The 21,278-nt window shown below is 69.7% G+C and carries 25 protein-coding genes and 1 pseudogene; 14 read left to right on the top strand and 12 right to left on the bottom strand.

The window, feature by feature from the left end; all coding sequences use genetic code 11:
* Positions 1-75: 75 nt before the first annotated feature.
* From ispF to AB0I77_RS35425, 3 genes are all read right to left on the bottom strand, one after another.
* Positions 76-573, bottom strand: a complete 498-nt coding sequence (gene ispF, locus AB0I77_RS35435; protein WP_363286885.1) for a 2-C-methyl-D-erythritol 2,4-cyclodiphosphate synthase — start codon at positions 571-573, stop codon at positions 76-78.
* Complete coding sequence (gene ispD, locus AB0I77_RS35430; protein ID WP_363286883.1) at positions 563-1,315, bottom strand: 2-C-methyl-D-erythritol 4-phosphate cytidylyltransferase; 753 nt, start codon at positions 1,313-1,315, stop codon at positions 563-565. Before ispD ends, ispF begins: the two co-directional genes overlap by 11 nt.
* Before the next feature lie 309 nt (positions 1,316-1,624).
* Entirely contained in the window at positions 1,625-2,107 is a 483-nt protein-coding gene (locus AB0I77_RS35425) for a CarD family transcriptional regulator (RefSeq protein ID WP_003953493.1), read from the bottom strand.
* Positions 2,108-2,833: 726 nt separating this feature from the next.
* Between AB0I77_RS35425 and AB0I77_RS35420 the strand changes: the two genes are divergently transcribed.
* Positions 2,834-3,535, top strand: a complete 702-nt coding sequence (locus AB0I77_RS35420) for a DUF461 domain-containing protein (RefSeq protein WP_363286882.1) — start codon at positions 2,834-2,836, stop codon at positions 3,533-3,535.
* 89 nt (positions 3,536-3,624) lie between these two features.
* Here AB0I77_RS35420 and AB0I77_RS35415 read toward each other — a convergent pair whose 3' ends face one another.
* Entirely contained in the window at positions 3,625-4,305 is a 681-nt protein-coding gene (locus tag AB0I77_RS35415) for a response regulator transcription factor (protein ID WP_030043517.1), read from the bottom strand.
* The gene (locus AB0I77_RS35410; RefSeq protein ID WP_363286881.1) at positions 4,302-5,618 is read right to left on the bottom strand and encodes an ATP-binding protein; all 1,317 of its coding nucleotides are present in this window, start codon (positions 5,616-5,618) and stop codon (positions 4,302-4,304) included. The genes AB0I77_RS35415 and AB0I77_RS35410 overlap by 4 nt, the downstream gene beginning before the upstream one ends.
* A gap of 234 nt (positions 5,619-5,852) precedes the next feature.
* Between AB0I77_RS35410 and phoU the strand changes: the two genes are divergently transcribed.
* The 4 genes and pseudogenes from phoU (at position 5,853) to AB0I77_RS35390 (ending at position 7,888) form a co-directional block, all read left to right on the top strand.
* Positions 5,853-6,551: a phosphate signaling complex protein PhoU gene (gene phoU / locus AB0I77_RS35405; protein ID WP_363286880.1), complete on the top strand. Its 699-nt coding sequence runs from the start codon at positions 5,853-5,855 to the stop codon at positions 6,549-6,551.
* 183 nt (positions 6,552-6,734) lie between these two features.
* Positions 6,735-6,890, top strand: coding sequence for a hypothetical protein (locus AB0I77_RS35400; RefSeq protein ID WP_363286879.1), 156 nt, complete (start codon positions 6,735-6,737; stop codon positions 6,888-6,890).
* A gap of 159 nt (positions 6,891-7,049) precedes the next feature.
* Positions 7,050-7,298 (top strand): SCO4226 family nickel-binding protein, encoded by a 249-nt coding sequence (locus tag AB0I77_RS35395; protein WP_363286878.1) that lies wholly within the window; start codon positions 7,050-7,052, stop codon positions 7,296-7,298.
* A 69-nt stretch (positions 7,299-7,367) separates the two neighbouring features.
* A pseudogene (locus AB0I77_RS35390) lies at positions 7,368-7,888 on the top strand (HAD domain-containing protein).
* 2 nt (positions 7,889-7,890) lie between these two features.
* On the opposite strand, the gene AB0I77_RS35385 reads toward AB0I77_RS35390, so the two are convergent.
* Complete coding sequence (locus AB0I77_RS35385; RefSeq protein WP_363286877.1) at positions 7,891-8,790, bottom strand: exonuclease domain-containing protein; 900 nt, start codon at positions 8,788-8,790, stop codon at positions 7,891-7,893.
* 235 nt (positions 8,791-9,025) lie between these two features.
* Between AB0I77_RS35385 and AB0I77_RS35380 the strand changes: the two genes are divergently transcribed.
* The gene (locus tag AB0I77_RS35380) at positions 9,026-9,892 is read left to right on the top strand and encodes a sugar nucleotide-binding protein (RefSeq protein WP_363286876.1); all 867 of its coding nucleotides are present in this window, start codon (positions 9,026-9,028) and stop codon (positions 9,890-9,892) included.
* A 157-nt stretch (positions 9,893-10,049) separates the two neighbouring features.
* Here AB0I77_RS35380 and AB0I77_RS35375 read toward each other — a convergent pair whose 3' ends face one another.
* Positions 10,050-10,811: a phosphoglyceromutase gene (locus AB0I77_RS35375; protein ID WP_210577790.1), complete on the bottom strand. Its 762-nt coding sequence runs from the start codon at positions 10,809-10,811 to the stop codon at positions 10,050-10,052.
* Between the two features lie 152 nt (positions 10,812-10,963).
* Here AB0I77_RS35375 and AB0I77_RS35370 point away from each other — a divergent pair, with 152 nt between their 5' ends.
* Complete coding sequence (locus AB0I77_RS35370; RefSeq protein WP_363286875.1) at positions 10,964-12,235, top strand: MFS transporter; 1,272 nt, start codon at positions 10,964-10,966, stop codon at positions 12,233-12,235.
* Between the two features lie 39 nt (positions 12,236-12,274).
* On the opposite strand, the gene AB0I77_RS35365 is transcribed toward AB0I77_RS35370, so the two are convergent.
* Positions 12,275-13,522 carry a helix-turn-helix domain-containing protein gene (locus AB0I77_RS35365; RefSeq protein ID WP_363286874.1) on the bottom strand — a complete coding sequence of 416 codons (1,248 nt, stop codon included), beginning with the start codon at positions 13,520-13,522 and terminating at the stop codon, positions 12,275-12,277.
* 136 nt (positions 13,523-13,658) lie between these two features.
* Between AB0I77_RS35365 and AB0I77_RS35360 the strand changes: the two genes are divergently transcribed.
* The gene (locus AB0I77_RS35360; protein WP_363286873.1) at positions 13,659-14,000 is read left to right on the top strand and encodes a hypothetical protein; all 342 of its coding nucleotides are present in this window, start codon (positions 13,659-13,661) and stop codon (positions 13,998-14,000) included.
* On the top strand, positions 14,000-14,359 hold the full coding sequence (locus AB0I77_RS35355; protein ID WP_363286872.1) for a hypothetical protein: 360 nt from the start codon (positions 14,000-14,002) through the stop codon (positions 14,357-14,359). Before AB0I77_RS35360 ends, AB0I77_RS35355 begins: the two co-directional genes overlap by 1 nt.
* A gap of 129 nt (positions 14,360-14,488) precedes the next feature.
* Here the strand turns inward: AB0I77_RS35355 and AB0I77_RS35350 are convergent, their stop codons facing one another.
* On the bottom strand, positions 14,489-14,632 hold the full coding sequence (locus AB0I77_RS35350) for a hypothetical protein (RefSeq protein WP_363286871.1): 144 nt from the start codon (positions 14,630-14,632) through the stop codon (positions 14,489-14,491).
* 131 nt (positions 14,633-14,763) lie between these two features.
* Between AB0I77_RS35350 and AB0I77_RS35345 the strand changes: the two genes are divergently transcribed.
* Both AB0I77_RS35345 and AB0I77_RS35340 read left to right on the top strand, forming a co-directional pair.
* A complete protein-coding gene (locus AB0I77_RS35345; RefSeq protein WP_363286870.1) occupies positions 14,764-15,009 on the top strand; it encodes a type II toxin-antitoxin system VapB family antitoxin in 246 nt (81 codons plus the stop codon).
* Positions 15,006-15,410, top strand: a complete 405-nt coding sequence (locus tag AB0I77_RS35340; protein WP_363286869.1) for a PIN domain nuclease — start codon at positions 15,006-15,008, stop codon at positions 15,408-15,410. The genes AB0I77_RS35345 and AB0I77_RS35340 overlap by 4 nt, the downstream gene beginning before the upstream one ends.
* A 19-nt stretch (positions 15,411-15,429) precedes the next feature.
* Here the strand turns inward: AB0I77_RS35340 and AB0I77_RS35335 are convergent, their stop codons facing one another.
* Positions 15,430-15,855, bottom strand: a complete 426-nt coding sequence (locus AB0I77_RS35335; RefSeq protein WP_363286868.1) for a DUF2000 domain-containing protein — start codon at positions 15,853-15,855, stop codon at positions 15,430-15,432.
* 49 nt (positions 15,856-15,904) lie between these two features.
* Here AB0I77_RS35335 and AB0I77_RS35330 point away from each other — a divergent pair, with 49 nt between their 5' ends.
* Entirely contained in the window at positions 15,905-16,717 is an 813-nt protein-coding gene (locus AB0I77_RS35330; protein WP_363286867.1) for an AraC family transcriptional regulator, read from the top strand.
* A gap of 37 nt (positions 16,718-16,754) precedes the next feature.
* Here the strand turns inward: AB0I77_RS35330 and AB0I77_RS35325 are convergent, their stop codons facing one another.
* Entirely contained in the window at positions 16,755-17,255 is a 501-nt protein-coding gene (locus tag AB0I77_RS35325; protein ID WP_363286866.1) for a YbjN domain-containing protein, read from the bottom strand.
* Entirely contained in the window at positions 17,248-18,585 is a 1,338-nt protein-coding gene (gene mshA / locus AB0I77_RS35320; protein WP_363287003.1) for a D-inositol-3-phosphate glycosyltransferase, read from the bottom strand. Before mshA ends, AB0I77_RS35325 begins: the two co-directional genes overlap by 8 nt.
* Before the next feature lie 236 nt (positions 18,586-18,821).
* Between mshA and AB0I77_RS35315 the strand changes: the two genes are divergently transcribed.
* Both AB0I77_RS35315 and AB0I77_RS35310 read left to right on the top strand, forming a co-directional pair.
* Complete coding sequence (locus AB0I77_RS35315; RefSeq protein WP_363286865.1) at positions 18,822-19,652, top strand: class I SAM-dependent methyltransferase; 831 nt, start codon at positions 18,822-18,824, stop codon at positions 19,650-19,652.
* Between the two features lie 222 nt (positions 19,653-19,874).
* Entirely contained in the window at positions 19,875-20,987 is a 1,113-nt protein-coding gene (locus AB0I77_RS35310) for an NlpC/P60 family protein (protein ID WP_363286864.1), read from the top strand.
* Positions 20,988-21,278 lie beyond the last annotated feature (291 nt).

The following is a 21,278-nucleotide window of genomic DNA, read 5'->3' as shown; positions in this document are numbered from 1 at the left end:
GCAGTGCCTCGCGTTCCTTTCCGGCAAGGGCACACATTCGTGACGTCACGTCGGTCGGCTGTGTCAGCCGGTCCGTCAGCCGGTCCGCACCACCAGCGCCGTGGCGACCGCCATCAGGCCCTCGCCGCGGCCCGGGAAGCCGAGCCCGTCGGTGGTCGCGCCGGAGACCGAGACCGGAGCTCCGGCCGCGTCCGACAGGATCTTCTGGGCCTCCTCGCGCCGCTTGCCGATCTTCGGGCGGGGGCCGACGACCTGGACGGCGATGTTGCCGATGGTGAAGCCGGCCTCGCGGACGATGCGGGCGGCCTCCGTCAGCAGCGTGACGCCGGACGCGCCGGACCACTCGGGGCGGCCGGTGCCGAAGTGCTGCCCCAGGTCACCCAGCCCGGCCGCGGAGAACAGGGCGTTGCAGGCGGCGTGCGCGACGACATCCGCGTCGGAGTGGCCGGCCAGGCCCGCACCCTCGCCCTCCCACTTCAGGCCCGCGCACCACAGGTCGCGGCCCTCTTCGAAGGCGTGGATGTCGGTGCCGATGCCGACTTGGGGGATTACGTAAGGCGTCTCAGAAGCCATCGGTGAGCCTCCTGCGGGCCAGGACCGCCTCCGCGAGGACCAGGTCCAGGGGGCGGGTGACCTTGAAGGCCTCCTCGTGGCCGGGGACGACCACGACGGTGAGGCCGAGTTGTTCGACCATGCTCGCGTCGTCGGTGACGTTGTCGGTGACCGTCTCGTGGGCGCGGACCAGGGTCGCGCGGTCGAAGCCCTGGGGGGTCTGGACCGCGCGCAGCCGCGACCGCTCCGGGGTGGCCACGACCGGCTCCGGCTCCCCCGGCGTCGCGGCGGGCTCGACCTCCTTCACGGTGTCCGCGAGGGGCAGCGCCGGGACGACGGCGGGGGCGCCCTCCCGTACGGTCTCGATCACGGCGTCGACCGTGTCGACCGGTACGAGGGGCCGGGCGGCGTCGTGCACCAGCACGATGTCGTACTGGGGCGGGAGGGCGTCCAGGCCGACCTTGACGGACTCCTGGCGGCTCTCACCGCCGGGGACGACGAGGAAGTCGGTGCGCTCGGGCAGCGCGTGGGCGTCCAGCAGGGACTTGACCTCGGCGGCGCCGTCCGGCGGGGCCACGACGACCACGAGGGAGACGGCGCGGGACGCGGCCAGCGCGCGGACCGCGTGGATGAGCATGGGAGTGCCGTTCAGCGCGCGGAGCGCCTTGGGGGCGCCCGGACCGAGGCGTACGCCCCGGCCGGCGGCCGGGATCACCGCAGCCGTGCGTGCAGGCGTGGGCGAAGGACGCGAAACGTCAGACATCGGTTCCTGTCAGGTTTGTGTGCTCGGCCTACGTGGGTATGGCCAGAGCGTGTCGGGCGCGACACCTTGACCGGACCCTTCCGTGACACCGGTCGAGTCAGCGGCCCGGGCCCGGCACGCCTAGTATCGGGGGTCTTTTCCCCAAGTATCGGGGGTCTGTTCCCCGAGGTGTGAACACGCTGACGAGCGTGTGTGACCGGCACGCGTAGGGCATCGCGACGCGAACATGCCGCAGCGCCCGGCGACAGCAGACACGTCACTCGGGCACCGCGGCATTTCAATGTGAACTGAGGCCGGCTTGCGTCGGCGTCAGGACGCGAGGACCTCGTCGAGAAGAGCCTCGGCCTTGTCCTCGTTCGTGTTCTCCGCGAGCGCGAGCTCGCTCACCAGGATCTGGCGGGCCTTGGCGAGCATGCGCTTCTCACCGGCGGAGAGTCCACGCTCGCGCTCACGACGCCACAGGTCACGCACGACTTCCGCGACCTTGATGACATCACCGGAGGCGAGCTTCTCCAGATTTGCCTTGTAGCGACGCGACCAGTTTGTGGGCTCCTCGGCGTACGGCGCGCGCAGCACCTCGAAGACCCGGTCCAGTCCGTCCTGACCGACCACATCACGTACGCCGACGAACTCCGCATTGTCCGCTGGCACACGCACCGTCAGGTCACCCTGGGCGACCTTCAGCACCAAGTAGGTCTTGTCCACGCCTTTGATCTGGCGAGTTTCGATGGCCTCGATCAGCGCGGCCCCGTGATGGGGATAGACCACGGTGTCGCCAACCTTGAACGTCATGTGACAGGTACCCCTTCCGTGGCTATCCAGAGTAACACGGAAACGGTGGGTTCTGAATGACGTTTTCGCAGGTCAGGGCATATCTCGGGGCTTGACAACAGCAACAGGAACGTGCTGCGCGGGCCGAGCGGGAGAAGGTATTCGCAGGTCGGAGCGGCTCTCCGGGGGAGGGGAAACCCGCACGTTACACACATCGGGAGTCACCTCCAGATGGCGGAACATCCCCATATGTCCGCTTCCAAGCGTGCGACTTACGCTACTCCGTTCGGCGTCCGGAGTCGGGTACGAGACGAATCCGGAATTGATCACGGGTGGTCGACCGGGTGGCCGTTGATCAATTCCGGGGTCGTCGCGGGAGCCGTTCCGTGATGCCTTCCGTGAGTCGTTCCGTGCGTCCTTCCCTAGGTCGTTCCACAGGTTTGTTCCGGAGGCCGCTTCGGAGCTGTTCGGGAGGCCGTGCATTCCTTCACGGAAAATCCGCGCGGGTCGCCGGGGCGCTTATGTGAATGGCGGACGAGTGCAAGGTCAAGCGGGGTCAATGTGGCACATGAGTCGCTCCTGAAGGGAGTGGTCATGCCTCCGCCGAGCGAAGGGGGCGGGAAGAGGACGGCTCGGGGGAGGGTCGGGTGCGGTGGCGCGGGAACGGCTCGGTAACCTGAGGCCGCTGACAGTCACTTAGCGCGGCTTTATGGGCCGCCTCGTTCAAGTCAAGGAGTTGCCGCCGCCGTGAGCAGCAGCCTTCGACGCGGCGCCCTCAGCGCCGCCGTCATCGCGTTCTCGATCGCCTCGCTCGCCGCGTGCGGTGCCGGCAACAACGCTCAGACCCTGGAGGTCAAGCCGGACAACGCGGCCACCTCCGTCGGCGCCATCAAGCTCCGGAACGTCGTGATCATCACGCAGCCCGATGCCGGGACCAAGGGCCCGGCGGTGATCTCCGCCACCGTGTTCAACACCGGCCGCACCGACCAGACCCTGGACGCGGTCAGCGTCGCGGGCGGCGGCAACGCGAAGATCACGCCCGCCAGGGGCAAGGGCAGGCTGACCGTCCCGGCCGGCGGCTCCGTCATCCTCGGCGGCAAGAACAACGCCGCCGCCGCGGTGCCCAACCTCGGCGCGACCGTCCAGGACGGCAACGCCCAGAAGGTCACCTTCACCTTCAGCACGACCGGTGACGTGAGCCTGCGCGCGTTCGTCGTCCCGGCCGACAGCTTCTACTCCCAGTGGGGTCCCAGCGAGGCCCCGGCAGCCCCGGGCGCGAGCGCGACTACGAGCGAGAAGCCGGGCGAGGGCACGGCGACCGGCTCCGAGTCTCCGTCCGACACCCCGGCCGACGCGACCACCCCGACCGACGCGGCCTCCGCGAGCGCGAACGAGTCGGCGAACACGGCGGGCACCGGCACCGACACCGGCACCGGCACCGCCCACTGAGCAGCCGTACGACTCTGCCGTACGACGGAAGGGCGGGACCTCTTGATGAGGTCCCGCCCTTCCGTCGTCAGCGGCCGTCAGCAGGCGGTTTACGGCTCGAACTTGTAGCCGAGACCGCGGACCGTCACCAGGTAGCGCGGGGCCCCCGGGTCCGGCTCGATCTTGGCGCGCAGGCGCTTGACGTGGACGTCGAGGGTCTTGGTGTCGCCGACGTAGTCGGCGCCCCAGACCCGGTCGATGAGCTGCATACGGGTCAGGACGCGGCCGGCGTTGCGCAGCAGCATCTCCAGCAGGTCGAACTCCTTGAGAGGCAGGTCGACCTTGGAGCCGGAGACGGTGACCACGTGGCGGTCGACGTCCATGCGGACCGGGCCCGCCTCCAGAGCGGCCGGAGTGACCTCCTCGGGCTCGCCGCGTCGGCGCAGGACGGCCCGGATACGGGCGACCAGCTCGCGGGAGGAGAAGGGCTTGGTGACGTAGTCATCGGCTCCTATTTCCAGCCCGACGACCTTGTCGATCTCGCTGTCCTTGGCGGTCACCATGATGACGGGGACATTGGAACGGCCGCGCAGCTGACGGCACACCTCGGTGCCCGGCAGGCCGGGCAGCATCAGGTCGAGGAGGACGAGGTCGGCGCCGTTGCGATCGAACTCGTCGAGTCCGTCGGGCCCGGTGGTCGCGACGGCGACCTCGAAGCCCTCTTTGCGGAGCATGTACGACAGGGCGTCGGAGAAGGACTCCTCGTCCTCGACGACGAGCACTCGGGTCACGGAAGGACCTCCGGGGCGGGAAGCGGATCGTACGGGGAAGTATGGGGGGATGTGGCGAGGGACTGCCCGGCCGCGTCGTCGGGGTCGGGATGCTGGTGCGCGCGGTCGCGGGCCGCGCCCGCCTCCGGCAGCCTCAGAGTGAAGGTGGAGCCCTGTCCCTCGGAGCTCCACACGCTGACCTCCCCGCCGTGCGAGGCGGCCACGTGCTTGACGATCGCGAGGCCCAGGCCCGTTCCGCCGGTGGCACGGGAGCGGGCCGGGTCGACACGGTAGAAGCGCTCGAAGATGCGCTCCTTGTCCTTTTCGGAGATGCCGATGCCCTGGTCGGTGACGGCGACCTCGATCATGTCCCCGCCGGGCGCGTTCACCCGGCGGGCGGCGATGCCGACGCGGGTGCGGGCGGGCGAGTAGTTGACGGCGTTCTCGACGAGGTTGCCGAGGGCCGCGGCGAGCTGGCCGCGGTTGCCGTAGACGTGCAGGTCGGCGATGCCCGCCCGGCTCCCGCCAGCAGCCTCGAACGGCGGACCTCCGGGCGCCCCTATCGAGGCGGCCATGGTGATCTGCTTGGTGCCGGCCTGGTGCCGGCAGCGGTCGATGGCCTCGGCGACCAGTTCGTCGACGCGGACCGGCTCGGCGTCCTCCAGGGGGTCGTCGTTCTGGACCCTGGAGAGGTCGATGAGCTCCTGCACCAGGTTGGTCAGCCGGGTGGCCTCTATCTGCATACGGCCGGCGAAGCGCTCCACCGCCTCCGGGTCGTCGGAGGCGTCCATGACGGCCTCGGACAGGAGGGAGAGAGCGCCGACGGGGGTCTTGAGCTCATGGCTGACGTTCGCGACGAAGTCGCGCCGTACCGCCTCTATGCGCCGGGCCTCGGTGAGGTCCTCGACGAGGAGCAGCACCAGCCGGGAGCCGAGGGGGGCGACGCGCGCGGAGACGGCGAGGGCCTCGCCGCGGCCGGTGCCGCGCCGGGGCAGGTCCAGTTCGACCTGTCTTATTTCTCCGTCCCGCCTCGTGTCCCGGGCCATGTAGAGCATGGGTTCGATGGAGAGCTTGCCGCCGCGCACCAGACCGAGGGCGTACGCGGCGGAGCTGGCCTTGACGACGGCGTCCGCCTCGTCGAGTACGACGGCGGACGACCGGAGTACGGACAGGACGGTGTCCACGCCCGGCGGAAGCACCGGGTCCGTGTGCAGAGAGGTGCGGGTGGGCCGCTTCTGCTCCCGCTCACTCCAGCGGAACGCCAGCATGGCGATGACGCCGGTGAGTACACCGGCGATCGCTGCCGCTGCGGCGACCGCCGCGTTCACGTCCATGCACCCAGGTTAGGCACGGGATCGGCCATGGCCACAGCCATCCGAGTGCGACCTCGAACACTCGTCGCTCAGAGTTCACCTTGGAGCCAGTAATGGTTCATTTGAGGGGACGGAAACCGACGCGTGCGGGCCGGATCGTGGGAGCGTGGGGTGCGAAGCGCCGGTTTCAAGACAGCCGCGCCGGGCCCCCGGCCCCCGGAGACCCCCCATGAACACGTACGAGAGGGAACCCTGATGCGGGACGCGTACCACGAGGAACTTGATTCGATCGGCGACGGTCTGGTGGAGATGGCCCGGCTGGTCGGGTCGGCGATCGGGCGCGCCACGACGGCGATCCTCGACTCCGACCTGAAGCTGGCCGAGAGCGTGATCGAGGCCGACCAGAAGGTGGACGACCTCCAGCACGACCTGGAGGCCCGGGCGATAGCCCTGCTGGCCCGCCAGCAGCCGGTGGCGACGGACCTCCGGATCGTCGTCACCTCCCTGCGGATGTCGGCGGACCTGGAGCGCTCGGGCGACCTGGCTCAGCACGTGGCGAAGCTCGCCCGGCTGCGCTTCCCGGAGCGGGCGATCCCCCACGACCTGCACGCCACCATCCTGGAGATGGGCCAGCTCGCGCAGCGCCTGATGGCGAAGGCGGCCGAGGTGATCGTCACGAAGGACGTCGACCTGGCGCTCCAGCTGGAGCAGGACGACGACGAGATGGACCTCCTGCACCGCACGCTCTTCCAGCACCTGATCGACGAGCGCTGGAAGCACGGCATAGAGACGGCCGTCGACGTCACACTGCTCGGCCGCTACTACGAGCGGTACGCCGACCACGCCGTGGCCGTCGCCAAGCGTGTGGTGTTCCTGGTGACGGGCGAGCACGCGGACGAACTCCAGACGGACGCCCAGCCGGTCCAGCCCCCGTCGGGGGTGGAGGGGGCGTGAGCCCTGCGGGCGGCCGAGGGTGTGCGGGCGGCCGAGGGTGTGCGGGCGGCCGAGGGTGTGCGGGCCTGTTCCGCGGGCCTCTGTTCGGGGCGTGCGAAGCCTCTGTGCGCCGTTGATGCGCCGTTGATGCCCCCAGCGGGGCGGGCGTGCAATGGGCCCAGGCACCAGCCCTGAGGAGGGACCATGGCCGAATCCCCGAGCACCACGCCCGACCCCACGCAGCAACGCCCGTCCGAGCAGCCCGCCGACATCAAGAGCCTCCCGCTCTTCGGCGCGTGCGGCTGCGGCTCGGGCTGCGGCTGCGGCTGCCAGTCGGGCAATCCCTGCCAGTGCGGCTGACGGCGGGGCGAATCTTGTACGGCAGTTCTACGGCTTTACGGCACCTTGTACGACGGTGAGGGCCCCGGTGTGAACGCCGGGGCTCTTCGCTTGGGTCGCCCCATCCGGCGTAGAGGCGCACCCTGAAAGGGACCCGGAAAGAGAAGGAGGTGCGAGGCCATGACCCAGTTCATGGACGTCCACCACGGGTTCGAGGGCATCACACCCGAGCAGCTGAGGGAGGCGCACGACGCCGACCTCGCGATAGAGAAGGACGAGGGCGTGCACTTCGAGCGCGCCTGGGCGGACCCCGAGTCCGGAACGGTCTACTGCCTCTCCGAGGCCCCCTCGGCCGAAGCGGTCCAGCGCATCCACGAACGCGCGGGGCACAAGGCCGACGAGGTCCATAAGGTGCCGCTGTCGATCTGACGATGCGCTGTTCCCCGTGAACGGACCGTGCGGTGTCGCTCCGCCGTCTCGTGAGGTTATCGTGCCGCCGTGACCGGCTCACCGGAGCGCCCCGTCCTCTTCCTCGACGTCGACGGACCACTCATCCCGTTCGGGTCGTCGTCGAGTCGGCCTCAGAGGGCCTTTGCTACCAGCTCCGATGGCTCAACCGGCCCGGGCAACCCGCTGCTCCGGCGACTCGACCCCGCCGTTGGGCCGCGTCTGGTGGCTCTGGGGTGCGAACTGGTGTGGGCCTCGACATGGATGGACGATGCGAACGAGGCTGTCGCCCCGCGGATCGGGCTGCCGCAGCTGCCTGTGGTGAGGTGGCCGGACGCACCGATGAGGGTCCGCGCGGCTTGCACTGGAAGACCCGCCACATCGTCGCGTGGGCCGGGCACCGCCCTTTCATTTGGGTCGACGACGAGATCAGCGGCATGGACCGTCTCTGGGTCGCCGCGCAGCGCCGAGAACCGTCGCTGCTTCACCGTGTCGACCCGAACGACGGTCTTTCCGACGACGATTTCGCCGTGCTCGCCAACTGGCTCCGTACAAACCTGCCGAATGCGTGACGTCACGGGCCGAGGCGGCGGAGGAACTCGTTCTCGTCCAGCACTTCGATGTCCTGCCCGGCATCGAGCAGGGCCTGCGCCTGCTTGCTCTTGCCGCTGAGGACATCGCCGGGCTTGAGGTTCGTCTGTTCCGCCGAGACCAGGATGTTGGTCTTCTTGGTCATGGTCTTCGTCGGCTGGGCGCCGGCGTCGGCGAGGCGGGCGAATGCCTCCTCCCGCTTCATCGACGCCAGTGTGCCGGTGAGGCATACCGTCAGTCCGTACAGTGCGCCTTCGGGGTCGGCATCGGGATCGGCCCCGGGGACCGGCTTGCGCTCTTGTACGTACTGGCTGCCCCGCCACTGTCCGTCAGGGGTCATGGAGCCCCACCGGATCCTGTGCTTGGTGAGTAGGTCGTCGAGGGAAGACACACCCGCCTCCTGCATCGCCGCGAGCATGACCTCGGCTGATGCGCGGGAATCGGCTTCGGCGTTGTGGTGGTTGGTGAAATCGAGCCCGGCGGCGTCCATACAGTGCGGAAGGCCGTAGGCGAGAAGCTTCCAGGTGCGTCGGGCGACGACCTGGGAGCAGGAGTACCGAAGCTCCGGCCAGGCGATTCCCTCGGCGTCGCAGGCAGCCCGGATGACACTCAGATCGAAGCCCGCGTTGTGCGCGACCAGCGGACGCCCGTCCGCGAACGAGAGGATGTCGGCGAGTACTGGCTTCCACCTTGGCGCGGCGGCGACATCGTTCGCCGTGATGCCGTGGACCCGCACGTTGTACGGGTTGAAATGGCCGAGATCGGCCGGCGGCTGGATGAGCGTGCTCCATGAGCGCACGACGCGTCCCTGCTCGACCGCTGCCATACCGACGGAGCAGGGGCTGCCGCGGTGCTCGTTCGCCGTCTCAAAGTCAATTGCCACCCAGGAAGTCATGTGCACAGTGTCAAGGTCACCGCCGGGCGCCACCATGGCCCGAAGTCACCATTCAGTGAGTCCGCGACGGACGCGTTCCCGTGGTTCCCCCGCATGATCTGGCACGACCTCTTTGTCCCGAACCACTGTCGGCGAGATCATTACGGCCCTGACCGCTGGTCGTGCGGTCATCAGGAACCAGGAGCCGCCCCTCACCGATTCCCCTCCGCTACCGTGGCAGCCCATGACGGTCCTGATCATTGGTGGCAGTGGCTTTCTGGGAACTGAACTGGTCCGCCAAGCCACTGCGGCGGGGCACGAAACGGCCGCGACGTTCACCTCCCGACCCGGCAGGGCATCGGGCGTCGTCTGGCATCCGCTCGACCTCCGGGACCCCGCGCGTGTCGCCAGGGTGATCGCCGACGTCGCCCCCTCGGTCGTCGTCAACGCGTCGAGCGGCCAGTCCGACTGGGCGGTCACCGCCGACGGCGCGATCCGCGTGGCGCTGGCTGCCGCCGAGCAAGGCTGCCGCCTGGCCCACGTCTCCAGCGACGCGGTGTTCTCCGGTGCGCACGTCCGCTACGACGAGAGCAGCCTGCCCGATCCGGTCACCCCCTACGGCGCTGCGAAGGCCGCCGCCGAGACGGCGGTGCGGCTGCTGGTGCCAGGTGCCGTCGTCGCCCGCACCTCGCTGATCCTCGGACACGGTCAGTCCGTGCACGAGCGCACGGTGCATGCCTTGGCGGGCGACACCCGCGAAGGGGTCCTGTTCACCGACGACATCCGCTGCCCGGTACATGTCGAGGACCTGGCCGCCGCCTTGTGGGAGCTCGCACTGTCCGACGCGGCCGGGGTGTTCCACCTCGCCGGGCCCGATGCCCTGAGCCGTCACGACCTCGGTGCACTCATCGCCCGGCATCAAGGACTTGACGGTGCGCAGCTGCCCGCCGGGCGGCGAGCCGACACCGACCTGCCCGGGGCCCTCGACGTACGCCTCGACAGCCGCGCAACGCAGGAGCGGTTGCGGACCAGGCTCCGCGGCGCCCACGAGTTCCTCCGCGGAGACGGCCGCATCATTCGGGAACCGCTTCGGCTGCCCCGGCAGCAGTAGTCACACACGACGCGTGGGTGTCAAGGGCGACATCTGTCCCCGCGACTTGCCCATCACGTTCATCGGCATGGCCGGCGGGCGCGCTCGCACTCCGGGCCACAACAACAAGCCCCCTACCGGCGGAGAACCCGCAGGCAGGGGGCTTGATCGCGTCGGCTTACTTCTTCTTGCCCTGATTCTTGACCGCCTCGATCGCCGCCGCAGCGGCGTCCGGGTCCAGGTACGTACCCCCCGGCTTCACCGGCTTGAAGTCCGCGTCGAGTTCGTACGACAGCGGGATGCCCGTCGGGATGTTCAGGCCCGCGATGTCGGCGTCGGAGATGCCGTCGAGGTGCTTGACGAGGGCGCGGAGGGAGTTGCCGTGGGCGGCGACCAGGACCGTGCGGCCGGTGAGGAGGTCCGGGACGATGCCGTCGAACCAGTACGGGAGCATGCGGACGACGACGTCCTTGAGGCATTCCGTCTGGGGGCGCAGCTCCGGCGGGAGGGTCGCGTAGCGCGGGTCGTCGAACTGCGAGTACTCGGCGTCGCGGTCCAGCGGCGGGGGCGGGGTGTCGTAGGAGCGGCGCCACAGCATGAACTGCTCCTCGCCGAACTCCGCGAGGGTCTGTGCCTTGTCCTTGCCCTGGAGGGCGCCGTAGTGGCGCTCGTTCAGGCGCCAGGAGCGGTGGACCGGGATCCAGAGGCGGTCGGCGGACTCCAGTGCGAGCTGGGCGGTGCGGATCGCGCGCTTCTGGAGGGACGTGTGGACCACGTCGGGCAGCAGGCCGGCGTCCTTGAGCAGCTCACCGCCGCGGACTGCCTCCTTCTCGCCCTTCTCGTTGAGGTTGACGTCCACCCAGCCGGTGAACAGGTTCTTCGCGTTCCATTCGCTCTCGCCGTGGCGGAGGAGGATCAGCTTGTACGGTGCGTCGGCCATGTGCACGAGCGTAATCCACGGCTTTGGGCGGGGGTACGGCCGCCCGGAAGACGGACGGTTGACGGGATCTGTTAATTGAGTGGCCCCCGCGTACGCAGGCTTCGTAACGTGTGCTCACCGCCTGAGCCGCTTACACCCGTGGGGGTCCTCCGATGTCGCCTGCCTCGCTGAGACGTGCCGCCCGCGAGACCGTCTCGGGGTTACCCCGCGAGTTCTGGTGGCTGTGGTTCAGCACGCTCGTCAACCGGCTCGGCGCGTTCGTGGCCACGTTCATGGCGCTGTACCTGACGCTCGACCGCGGCTACTCCGCCTCGTACGCCGGACTCGTCGCGTCGCTGCACGGACTCGGCGGGGTCATCTCCTCCCTCGGCGGGGGCGTGATGACGGACCGGCTCGGCAGGCGGCCCACCCTCCTCATCGCGCAGGCGTCGACCGCCGTCTCCGTCGCGCTGCTCGGGTTCGTGCACCACCCCGTCGCCATCGCGGGCGTCGCCTTCCTCGTCGGCATGGCGTCCAACGCCTCCCGGCCCGCCGTACAGGCGATGATGGCCGACATCGTGCGGCCCGAGGACCGCGTCCGCGCCTTTTCGTTGAACTACTGGGCCATCAACCTCGGCTTCGCCGTCTCCTCCATGGCCGCCGGGTTCATCGCCGAGGTCAGCTACAGCGCCGGCTTCCTCATCGAGGCGGGCATGACGGCCCTCTGCGCGATCGTGGTGTTCGTCAAGCTGCCGGAGTCGCGGCCCACCGTCCACAAGAACGAGACGGCGACGACCGACGCCGCCGGCCTCGGCACCGTCCTGCGCGACGGGCGCTTCATGAGCGTCGTCGGGCTGTCCTTCCTCGTCTCCCTGATCTTCCAGCAGGGGGCCGTGGGTCTGCCGGTGGCGATGGGCGAGGCCGGGTTCACCCCCGCCGACTACGGCATGGCGATCGCCGTCAACGGCGCGCTGATCGTCGCGCTGCAGATCCCGGTCACCCGGTTCATCGAACACCGGGATCCCCGACGGCTGCTCGTCGTCTCGTCCCTCCTGGCCGGGTACGGCTTCGGACTGACCGCCTTCGCCGGCTCGGTCGGCGTCTTCGCCCTCACGGTCTGCGTCTGGACACTGGGCGAGATGATCAACGCGCCGACCCAGACGGGGCTGGTCGTTCGGCTGTCGCCGGTGCACGGGCGTGGGCGTTATCAGGGGATGTACACGATGTCCTGGTCGGTTGCCGCTCTGGTGGCGCCCCTGATGTCCGGCATGGTCATCGACCGGTTCGGCGCCGAGTGGTTGTGGGGGTTGTGCGCGGTGATCGGAACGGCGGCCGCGGTCGGTTACGCGGCGCTGATGCGACGTCTGCCGACGGAGGAAGAAGCGATCTCGCCGAAGCAGTTGACCGTCGCCAAGCCGGATCCCATGCCTGAACAGGCAGCTTGACCTCGCCTGACCTCGCGTGTCGGTGAACTCCCCGGTAGCTCAGTCACTCGCCCTGAGGGCTTCAGCCAACTGACGCCCCTCCGCTCCTCCTTGCCGCATCAGTACGGCAGCAGTGGTGTGCAGTTCGTTCCAGGCGTGCGGGCGCCCGATCGCGGAAGCATCCGGAAGTGCCTCCAGCGCTACGGCCACAGCTCGCTCAGGCTCCCCACCCCCTGCAAGCGCATGCGCCAGGCAGGAGCGATACCACGCCCTGTCACGCCGGTAGTTCTTCGGGAGCGCATCGAGCCCCACCGTGATGTGGTCCGCGGCTCCTTGCCAGTCGCGGAAGTGCAACGCGGCCATGCCCCGCTGCAAGGTGAACCACGTCTCGTCGTAGAAGTACATCCACGGAGGCTCGTCCTCAGGATGCTGAGCAGCGCGACCGATGAGGTCCTGGGCCTCGTCCAGCAGGCGGCGCGCTCGGTCGCCGTCCTGGCTGAGCGCGTGGCCCCTGGCCTCCATCTGAGCGGCCATCCCCTGCACTCCCAGCGATGCCCCCGGAGCGGACCAGCGAGCAGCTTCGGCAAGCCGAACGCACCGCGCGCCCCGGCCGCCCGACCACGCCATGTGCGCCTTCATGCTGAGGGTCGTCGCTGCCATGTTGGCGTCTCCGGCCTCCAGCGCCCATTCGTGAGATCGGTCGTACCACGCGAGTGCTGCGGCTGACTGCCCTTGATCCTGTGCCATCCAGGCCAGGAATTGGGCATGTTCAGCGGCCAGTCGGACGACGCGCTCCTCCAGGGGACCTCGTGCGCCTGCGTAAAGATCGACAACGGTACGGAGTTGCTGGCGCATGATGTCGACCAGCGGCCGGGAACCGATGAAGTCCTCTGCCCTTCGGTGCTCGGCAAGCAGTCCATCCAGCCAGTCGAGCGTCGCGCTGTCGACGTGCTGACCACCGTCGACGGCGTTGGTCACGCGTGCCAGCAGGTCTTCATCCAGTGCGGGGCCCGCAAGCGCCAGGGCCGGAACCGGAGACGCGTCCGACGGCACCCCGCCGGACAACAGCTCGGGAGGAATCCCGAGTCCGGAAACAATGCGCTGCCGAACCTCTGCCGAAGTCACCCGGCGTCTGCCGCGCTCAACATCGGAGACATCCGGCTGGACAAGCCCAACTCGCTCGCCGAGTTTCATCTGGCTGGCACCCGTGAGTTGTCGGTACGTCCGGAAGACGGCACCCCAGTCCTCGCTGGTGACCGCCGCCACGAGCCGAGGGTGAGACCACAGGTTCGTATCAAAGTCCCCCATGACTCCAATATAGGACGGTCCTATAGGGACTTGGGATGGGTTCGCGTCGAGGTCCACGCCAAGGTCGATACGCAACGGACCCCCGCGACCGCGCGAACGGCCCGGGGGCATGGCCCACCTGAGAAAGCAGGTAGACGTGCCGCACTGTATCGCCCTCCTCTGCACGCAGTTGCTGAGACTGCTGCTGCCTCCGCATGGCCGGCACCGCGCGGCTCCGAACCCCGCGCTCGACCAGCCCGAGACGCCCAGGGCAACCACACACCGGGGCCTACCCGTGACCCACCAACCGCCCCAGCACCCCCGCTTCCCTCTCCTCCGCGGCGAGGACTCCCCCCTCGTACGCCCCTACGTCCTCTCCGGCGACGAATTGCGCCACAAGAAGCGGCAGCAACGACAAGGTCGTCGCGCGCTCCGGCTGGCTACTCACGGCATCGACACCGGCCCTCGCCGGATCCACGGTGTGGAGGTGGCCGCGTAATGAGGCATACGACCCCCACGGACCGCACCGTCACCCGCCTCCTCCCCTGGTCCGGCCCCGAAGGCAACCCCTGCTACCTCCTCACCGACGACAACGAAGGCGGCTACCTCTCCCGGCTCGCCGACAACATCGAGTCCGTTCAGCTCGGCATGGGAAGCGAACTGCTCGGCCATGCAAAGGAGTTGCTCGACGACCCCAAGGCCGGCACCCATGAGCTCCGGTACCTGTCAGCCCGACTGACCGAGGCCCTGCGAGATGCCGTGCGGGTCGCGGAGAGCCGCGGGGCCCGGCTGCCGGTATCCGATGCCGACGAGGAGGACAGCTCAGGCCGGGAGACAGGCCTGCGACCGACCCGCTGAGAGAGACTCCCGGGGCGGCTCTCTGGCCTCCGCCAGGTGTCGCCCCTCCTTCGCCCCGGCGTTCCCTGAACCACTGGAGGCCGCATGCATCAACTGATCGCAAGCCCGTTCCTCGACGAGTACCTCGTCTTACGCCCCGGCCACGACGCGGGAGTACGGGGCGAAGTGGCTGTGGGCCGTGTGCGCGGTGATCGGCACAGCGGTCGCGGCAGGGTACGGGCTGCTGATGCGCCGGCTGCCCGCCGACGAGCCCGCCACTGAGATCCCCGCCACCAAAGCCCCTGTCCCTGGCGACCCGGAGCCCCAGGTCAGCCCGGCACCGGGCGATAGCGCAGACCAAGCCCACCGCCCAGCACCTCGTGATATCTTTTTTTGAAAGTGTATATACGCGCCGAGGGAGTCCCATGTCCCGCACCGTGATCGATCTCGACGACGAAGCCCTGGCAGAAGCCGCTCGCCATCTCGGGACGAGCACGAAGAAGGACACAGTGAACGCGGCGCTCCGCGAGATCGCCGATCGCCGTCGGAGGGCCGCGGCCGTGGAACGAATGCGGCGCATGGTCGCTGAAGGAGAGATCGACTTCTCGGTCATCGAGGAGCCTGCCACTCCCTCCCCTGCCGCCCCGGACAAAGGGCAGCACGCCGCGTGAGCGAGACGTTCCTCATCGACACCAGCGCGCTGATCCGCTTCTACCGGGGCCAGACCGGACCGGAGTGGGACCAGTTGGTCGGCTCCGGACTGGTCGGTCTGTGCGAACCCGTGCGGCAGGAGTACTTGCGAGCCGTCGGGGGGCGGCCGGCCTACTACGAGGCGGATGGCCTGCTGCGGGAGACGTTCCCGTACTACCCGATGCGTGACTCCGTCTGGGATGACACCGCCGCGCTCCAACAAGACCTCGCAGACCGGGGCTGGCATCAGTGCGCGAGTCCGGTCGACCTCCTCGTGGCCGTCACAGCGCAGCATCACAAGTTGACCGTGCTCCACCAGGACTCCGACTTCGAGACCATCGCCGTCACCACAGGCCAGCCCGTACGCCGCATCGTCGATTGACCGCGCGTCGAGTTGCACCTCACGGATGCATCCGCGCCCCCTTGATCACCTTGTCCACCGCATTACGCGGCCCATACACCGCAAGCCCCACCAGATCCAGATCCGCAGTTGGTACGGCCCTTACGGCCGCCCGGTTGTCACGGTCGTTCCCCGTCCCGAAGAGGTCGCTCGTGAAGAGTGCTCGCGGCAGCGCACGGGACAGCACGCGCGCGTGGGCCGTCGTCAGGGTTTCCTTCGTGGATTCGAAGACCAGGACCGGCTGGCGGAACATCGGCAGGTAGGGCACCCCGTCGGCGTCCTCGTACGGCTCCCCGATCACCTCGGGGACCTGTGTGCCGAGGCCGCTGACCAGGAACGCGGTGACGTTCAGTCGCTGCCAGGGCTCCAGGTCCTCGCGCAGCAGGACGGCGATCTTGGTGTCGAAGCGGATCGGTTCATCGTTCATGGGTCGAGACTGCCGACCGTCATGCGGCGGAGTCTTGTACGTTCTTTGCATGGCCGACCAGCAGGCTCGGCGCGAGATCTCCGCCTGGCGGCCCCGCATCCCGGGTGTCGTGGAGGTCTTCCACGCCCACTTCACCGAGTACGCGTATCCGATGCACGTCCATGAGGCGTGGACGCTGCTCATCGTGGACGACGGGGCCGTACGGTACGACCTCGACCGGCATGAGCACGGCACCCCGCACGACACCGTGTCCCTGCTGCCGCCGCACGTCCCGCACAACGGCTCCCCCGCCACCCCGCACGGCTTTCGCAAGCGGGTCCTGTACCTGGACAGCAGCCGGCTCGGGGACGACCTCATCGGGCCCGCCGTGGACGGGCCCGACCTGCGCGATCCCGTACTGCGGCGGCGCGTCGGGCAGTTGCACACCGCGCTCGCCCGGCCCGGGGACGAACTGGAGGCCGAGAGCAGGCTGACGCTCGTCGGCGAGCGGCTGCGGGCGCGGCTGCGCCCTCGGCTCGCCGACCGCTCCGAAGACCCGCGCCGCGACCCCGCCGTCGCCCACAGGCTGCGCGAACTCCTCGACGAGCGTGTCGTCGAGGGGCTCTCGCTGGAGGAGGCCGCGGGGCTGGTGCGGGCCCATCCCGCCCATCTCGTACGGGCGTTCAGCACCGCCTACGGCATCGCGCCGCACCAGTATCTGAACTCCCGCCGTGTCGACCGGGCCCGGCGTCTGCTGCTGGCGGGACGCGCTCCCGCCGAGGTCGCCACCGACACCGGCTTCCACGACCAGGCCCACCTCACCCGCCACTTCAAGAAGCTGGTGGGAGTGACTCCCGGGCGCTACCGGAACAGCGCGAAGTGAGAGGCAAGCGGCGACGCCGAGCGGTCCCCCCGTGCCGTCAGTCGCCCGAGCGCCGCGTCAGGTGCGCGAACGCGTCCAGGTTGCGGGTCGACTCGCCCCGGGACACCCGCCACGCGTACTCCTTGCGGATGGCGCTCGCGAAGCCGAGTTCGAGGAGGGTGTTGAAGGCGCCGTCGGCGGCCTCCAGGACCTGGCCGAGCAGGCGGTCGATCTCGTCGGCGGTGACGGCGGCCAGGGGCAGCTTGGCGGTGACGTAGACGTCGCCGAGCTGGTCGACGGCGTAACTCACGCCGTACAGCTTGAGGTTGCGTTCGAGGAGCCAGCGGTGGACGCCGGATTCGTTCTCGTCGGGGTGACGGATCACGAAGGCGTTCAGGGAGAGGGAGTGGCGGCCCGCGAGGAGGGAGACCGTCGTCGACAGCTTGCGCGTGCCGGGGAGTTTGACGACGTAGTTGCCGGGGCCGGGGCTCTCCCATTCCAGCTCGGCGTCCCGGAGGGCACCCTCGATGACCTGGGCGGCCTGCTGCACATCAGCCATGGTGGGAGCGTACGCGACGCCGGTGCGCCTGGGTCGCTGCCGTGTACGCGTCCGCCGTGGCGGCGGCCGCGGTGTCCCAGCCGAAGGACTGCGCGTGCCGGGCGGCGGCCGCGCCCAGCCGGTCCGAGCGCGTGGGGTCGTCGGCGAAATCACGCAGCACGCGCGCGTAGTCGGCGGGACGGTGGCCCTGGACGAGGACGCCGGTATGGCCGTCGCGTACCGCCACCGGCAGTCCGCCGACCGCCGCCGCGAGCACCGGCGTGCCGGACGCCTGCGCCTCTACGGCGACCAGGCCGAAGGACTCGCTGTAGGACGGCATGACCAGCACGGACGCGGCCCGGAACCACTCCGCGAGCTGCTCCTGGCCGACGGGCGGGTGGAACCGTACGACATCCGCGATGCCGAGCCGGGACGCCAGCTTCTGCAGGCCCTCCGGCTTGACGAGGCCGCTGCCGCTGGGGCCGCCGACGACCGGGACGAGGATGCGGGAGCGCAGGTCGGGGCGCTCGTCGAGGAGGACGGCGATCGCGCGCAGCAGCACGTCCGGGGCCTTCAGGGGCTGGATGCGGCCGGCGAAGAGGGGGATCAGGGCGTCCTGCGGCAGGCCGAGGCGGGCGCGGGCGGCGGCGCGGCCGTCGGCGGGGCAGAAGCGGTCGAGGTTCACACCGGGATGGACTACGGCGACCTTGGCGGGGTCGGCGGCGTAGTGGCGGACGAGTTCGTCGACCTCTTCGGCGGTGTTGGCGATGAGCCGGTCGGCGGCGGCGACGATCTGGGTCTCGCCGATGACGCGGGCGGCGGGCTCGGGGGTGTCGCCGTCGGCGAGGTTGGCGTTCTTGACCTTGGCCATGGTGTGCATGGCGTGCACCAGGGGAGCGCCCCAGCGCTGGGCGGCGAGCCAGCCGACGTGGCCGGAGAGCCAGTAGTGGGAGTGGACCAGGTCGTAGTACCCCGGGCGGTGGCCGGCCCAGGCCTGCATCACGCCGTGCGTGAAGGCGCACAGCTGGGCCGGGAGCTCCTCCTTGGCGAGGCCCTCGTAGGGGCCGGCGTCGATGTGCCGGACGAGGACGCCCGGCGCCAGCTCGACGGTCGGCGGGAGAGCGGCGGTCGTCGCGCGCGTGAAGATCTCCACCTCGATGTTGATCGCGGCGAGGCGCTGCGCGAGTTCCACGATGTATACGTTCATGCCGCCGGCGTCGCCGGTGCCGGGCTGGTGGAGGGGGGAGGTGTGCACGGAGAGCATGGCGACGCGGCGGGGCCTGCGGTGCAGCCTCAGCCGTGGGGGCGGGGCCGGAGAGCGACGCACGAGCCTGCCGACGTACTGGCTCACCTGGCGTTCCTCCTTGCTGCGGGCATGCCGGACGGAGGGTGTGCGGGCGCCCTCCACGGAGGTGAACACCGGAGGAGACAGCTCCATTTCCGATGCGCCGAGATTTGTCGAATCATTACCGGAGGTCGCTCAACCGTTCGAGGGTGTTGTGCGTAGCACACCCAGGGCGCACCAAAGGGCGCACCAGCACCAAAGGGACGCCAAGGCACGCCAGGGGCACGCATACCCTCATAGGCATGACATCCCGCGCCGCCACCCGCCCCGTGGGCACGGTGACGCGCGGGACCACGAACCCCAATCGGCTGCGTCGCATGGACCGCTGGATCGCGGCCACGTACGGCGCCGAACTGCGCCGCGCCGCCGACCCCGTGGCCATCGACCTCGGATACGGCGCCGCCCCCTGGACGGCCGTCGAACTCCTCGCCCGGTTGCGCGCGGCAGCGCCCCACGCGCGCGTGGTCGGCGTCGAGATCGAACCGGCCCGGGTCGCGGCGGCACGGCCGTACGAGCGGGACGGGCTGGTCTTCCGGCACGGCGGCTTCGAGATCCCGGTCCCGCAGCGGCCCCATCTCATCCGTGCCGCCAACGTCCTGCGCCAGTACGACGAGGCCGAGGTGGCCGCCGTATGGGAGCGACTGTGTTCCCGCCTCGCTCCCGCGACGGAGGACTCCCAGGGCCGGCGGCTCTCCCGGGGCGGGCTGCTCGTCGAGGGGACCTGCGACGAGATCGGCCGCCGGCATGTGTGGGTCGCGCTCGGCCCGGAGGGGGCGCGCACGGTCACCTTCGCGACCCGGCTGGGTTCCCTGGAGCGCCCCTCGGACCTCGCCGAGCGCCTGCCGAAGGCGCTCATCCACCGCAATGTCCCCGGCGAGCCGGTGCACGCCTTCCTGCGCGACTTCGACCGCGCCTGGGCCGCCGCCGCGCCCTACGCCTCCTACGGCGCCCGCCAGCGCTGGATCCGGGCGGTACGGGACCTCACGGCGGACTGGCCGGTGACGGACGGGCCGGTGCGCTGGCGGCAGGGTGAAGTGACGGTGCGCTGGGCGGCGTTGGCGCCGCGCACGTGAGCTCTGCGGATGCTCTGCGGGTGCTCTGCGGGTGCTCAGCCCGCCGGGAACGATCTCCGTGAGTCGTTCGTCACACAGGCGGGGAGATCGTCGTACGACGGACGAAATCAGAGGGACAAAAGGGGGGAATGGAGTCACTGCCTCTGTCGTTTTGTGCCACGTCGTGGCACGATCCCCCGGGTCCGTAAGTTTCTGACGGTTCATCAGTTTGGGGGAACAGCTATGGGTGCGGGCAAGGGCAGCCTGATCACAGCGGCCGTGAGCGTCGTCTGCGCGGTCACCGTGCTGGCGGCACCGGGTACGGCGTTCGCGGCCCCGACTCCCACACCATCACCGACCGCCACGCCGAACGCCTCGACGAACGCCTCGTCGACTGCTGTGTCCACCAAGGACCTTGAGGCCGTCCGCCAGAAGCTCGACAAGCTCTACCACGAGGCGGCCCTCGCCACCGACGCGTACAACGCCGCCGAGGAGAAGGCCGAGAAGCAGTCCGCCGAGATCGTCGCGCTGGCCAAGAAGATCGTCCAGGGCAAGGCGAAACTCGACCGGCTCAAGGACCGCGCGGGCGCCGCGGCCCGCGCCCAGTACCGCAGCGGCGGGCTGCCGGACGAGGCGCAGCTGATGCTCAGCGACGACCCCCAGGAGTTCCTCGACGGCACGGGCAGGGTGCTCCAGGGCCAGCGCGCGACCAAGGCTCTGATCGCGGAAACCACCCGCACCCAGCAGGACTTGGAGCAGTACGCCAAGGACGCCTCCGCCCAGTGGAAGAAGCTGGAGGCGGGGCGCGAGGCCAAGGCCACGGCGAAGAAGAAGATCAAGAAGCGGATCGCGGCGGCCGAGAAGCTCGAATCCCGGCTGGAGAAGGACGAGAAGGAGCGCCTCGCCGAGCTGGAGCGCAAGGCCGCGCTCAAGGCGCAGACCGCCTGGCTCGACTCCGGCGTCCTCGACAAGACCGGCGACAAGACCGGCGGCAAGGGGTCCGCGGCGGGCAAGAAGGCGGTGGAGTACGCCACGGCCCAGCTCGGCAAGCCCTACGGCTGGGGCGACGAAGGCCCGACGGCATACGACTGCTCCGGCCTGACCTCACAGGCCTGGGCGAGCGCCGGCAGCCCCATTCCGCGCACCTCGCAGGAACAGTGGAAGCAGCTCAAGCACATCGACGTCGAGGACATGCGCCCCGGAGACCTGATCATCTACTTCGACGACGCCAGCCATGTCGCGATGTACGTGGGCGAAGGGGCGATCGTGCACGCCCCGCGGCCGGGCCGGACGGTGACGATCGCGGGGGCCGGGTCGATGCCGATACTCGCGGTGGTACGACCGGACGCGAGCTGACCCGGCGCCCTGACGCTCCGGCGACGGGGCTACACGGGGCTACGGGGCTACGGGGGCGACCCGGCGACGTGACTTGGCACACGCGGGACAGCCCTCCAAACCCCTGCGGACGTGACCTTCGTCATTCCCTTCCCCTCCCCGACCTGTCCAACTGAGGTAGGGATCGCGGCATATGACAGAGGCCAGCGTCCAGGCGGCGTGTCTCACACCATTCCGTTGCGGCGCCCACTACCGCTATGGTCCCCGTCGGTAGGCCGAGGTCCCTCGCCCTGCCATGCCCTCGGGGGGAGG

Origin of the sequence: Streptomyces sp. NPDC050619 (assembly GCF_040654815.1) — a bacterium.
Classification (GTDB): domain Bacteria; phylum Actinomycetota; class Actinomycetes; order Streptomycetales; family Streptomycetaceae; genus Streptomyces.
Note: the sequence above shows the minus strand (reverse complement) of the source record. Positions and strands in the feature narration are given on the sequence as shown.

What these genes read in the sequence shown, in the direction of transcription:
- ispF (WP_363286885.1), bottom strand. Translation starts at nt 573, where the DNA reads ATGGCTTCTGAGACGCCTTACGTAATCCCCCAAGTCGGCATCGGCACC.
- ispD (WP_363286883.1), bottom strand. Translation starts at nt 1,315, where the DNA reads ATGTCTGACGTTTCGCGTCCTTCGCCCACGCCTGCACGCACGGCTGCG.
- AB0I77_RS35425 (WP_003953493.1), bottom strand. Translation starts at nt 2,107, where the DNA reads ATGACGTTCAAGGTTGGCGACACCGTGGTCTATCCCCATCACGGGGCC.
- AB0I77_RS35410 (WP_363286881.1), bottom strand. Translation starts at nt 5,618, where the DNA reads ATGGACGTGAACGCGGCGGTCGCCGCAGCGGCAGCGATCGCCGGTGTA.
- phoU (WP_363286880.1), top strand. Translation starts at nt 5,853, where the DNA reads ATGCGGGACGCGTACCACGAGGAACTTGATTCGATCGGCGACGGTCTG.
- AB0I77_RS35400 (WP_363286879.1), top strand. Translation starts at nt 6,735, where the DNA reads ATGGCCGAATCCCCGAGCACCACGCCCGACCCCACGCAGCAACGCCCG.
- AB0I77_RS35395 (WP_363286878.1), top strand. Translation starts at nt 7,050, where the DNA reads ATGACCCAGTTCATGGACGTCCACCACGGGTTCGAGGGCATCACACCC.
- AB0I77_RS35380 (WP_363286876.1), top strand. Translation starts at nt 9,026, where the DNA reads ATGACGGTCCTGATCATTGGTGGCAGTGGCTTTCTGGGAACTGAACTG.
- AB0I77_RS35375 (WP_210577790.1), bottom strand. Translation starts at nt 10,811, where the DNA reads ATGGCCGACGCACCGTACAAGCTGATCCTCCTCCGCCACGGCGAGAGC.
- AB0I77_RS35370 (WP_363286875.1), top strand. Translation starts at nt 10,964, where the DNA reads ATGTCGCCTGCCTCGCTGAGACGTGCCGCCCGCGAGACCGTCTCGGGG.
- AB0I77_RS35365 (WP_363286874.1), bottom strand. Translation starts at nt 13,522, where the DNA reads ATGGGGGACTTTGATACGAACCTGTGGTCTCACCCTCGGCTCGTGGCG.
- AB0I77_RS35355 (WP_363286872.1), top strand. Translation starts at nt 14,000, where the DNA reads ATGAGGCATACGACCCCCACGGACCGCACCGTCACCCGCCTCCTCCCC.
- AB0I77_RS35345 (WP_363286870.1), top strand. Translation starts at nt 14,764, where the DNA reads ATGTCCCGCACCGTGATCGATCTCGACGACGAAGCCCTGGCAGAAGCC.
- AB0I77_RS35335 (WP_363286868.1), bottom strand. Translation starts at nt 15,855, where the DNA reads ATGAACGATGAACCGATCCGCTTCGACACCAAGATCGCCGTCCTGCTG.
- AB0I77_RS35330 (WP_363286867.1), top strand. Translation starts at nt 15,905, where the DNA reads ATGGCCGACCAGCAGGCTCGGCGCGAGATCTCCGCCTGGCGGCCCCGC.
- AB0I77_RS35325 (WP_363286866.1), bottom strand. Translation starts at nt 17,255, where the DNA reads ATGGCTGATGTGCAGCAGGCCGCCCAGGTCATCGAGGGTGCCCTCCGG.
- AB0I77_RS35315 (WP_363286865.1), top strand. Translation starts at nt 18,822, where the DNA reads ATGACATCCCGCGCCGCCACCCGCCCCGTGGGCACGGTGACGCGCGGG.
- AB0I77_RS35310 (WP_363286864.1), top strand. Translation starts at nt 19,875, where the DNA reads ATGGGTGCGGGCAAGGGCAGCCTGATCACAGCGGCCGTGAGCGTCGTC.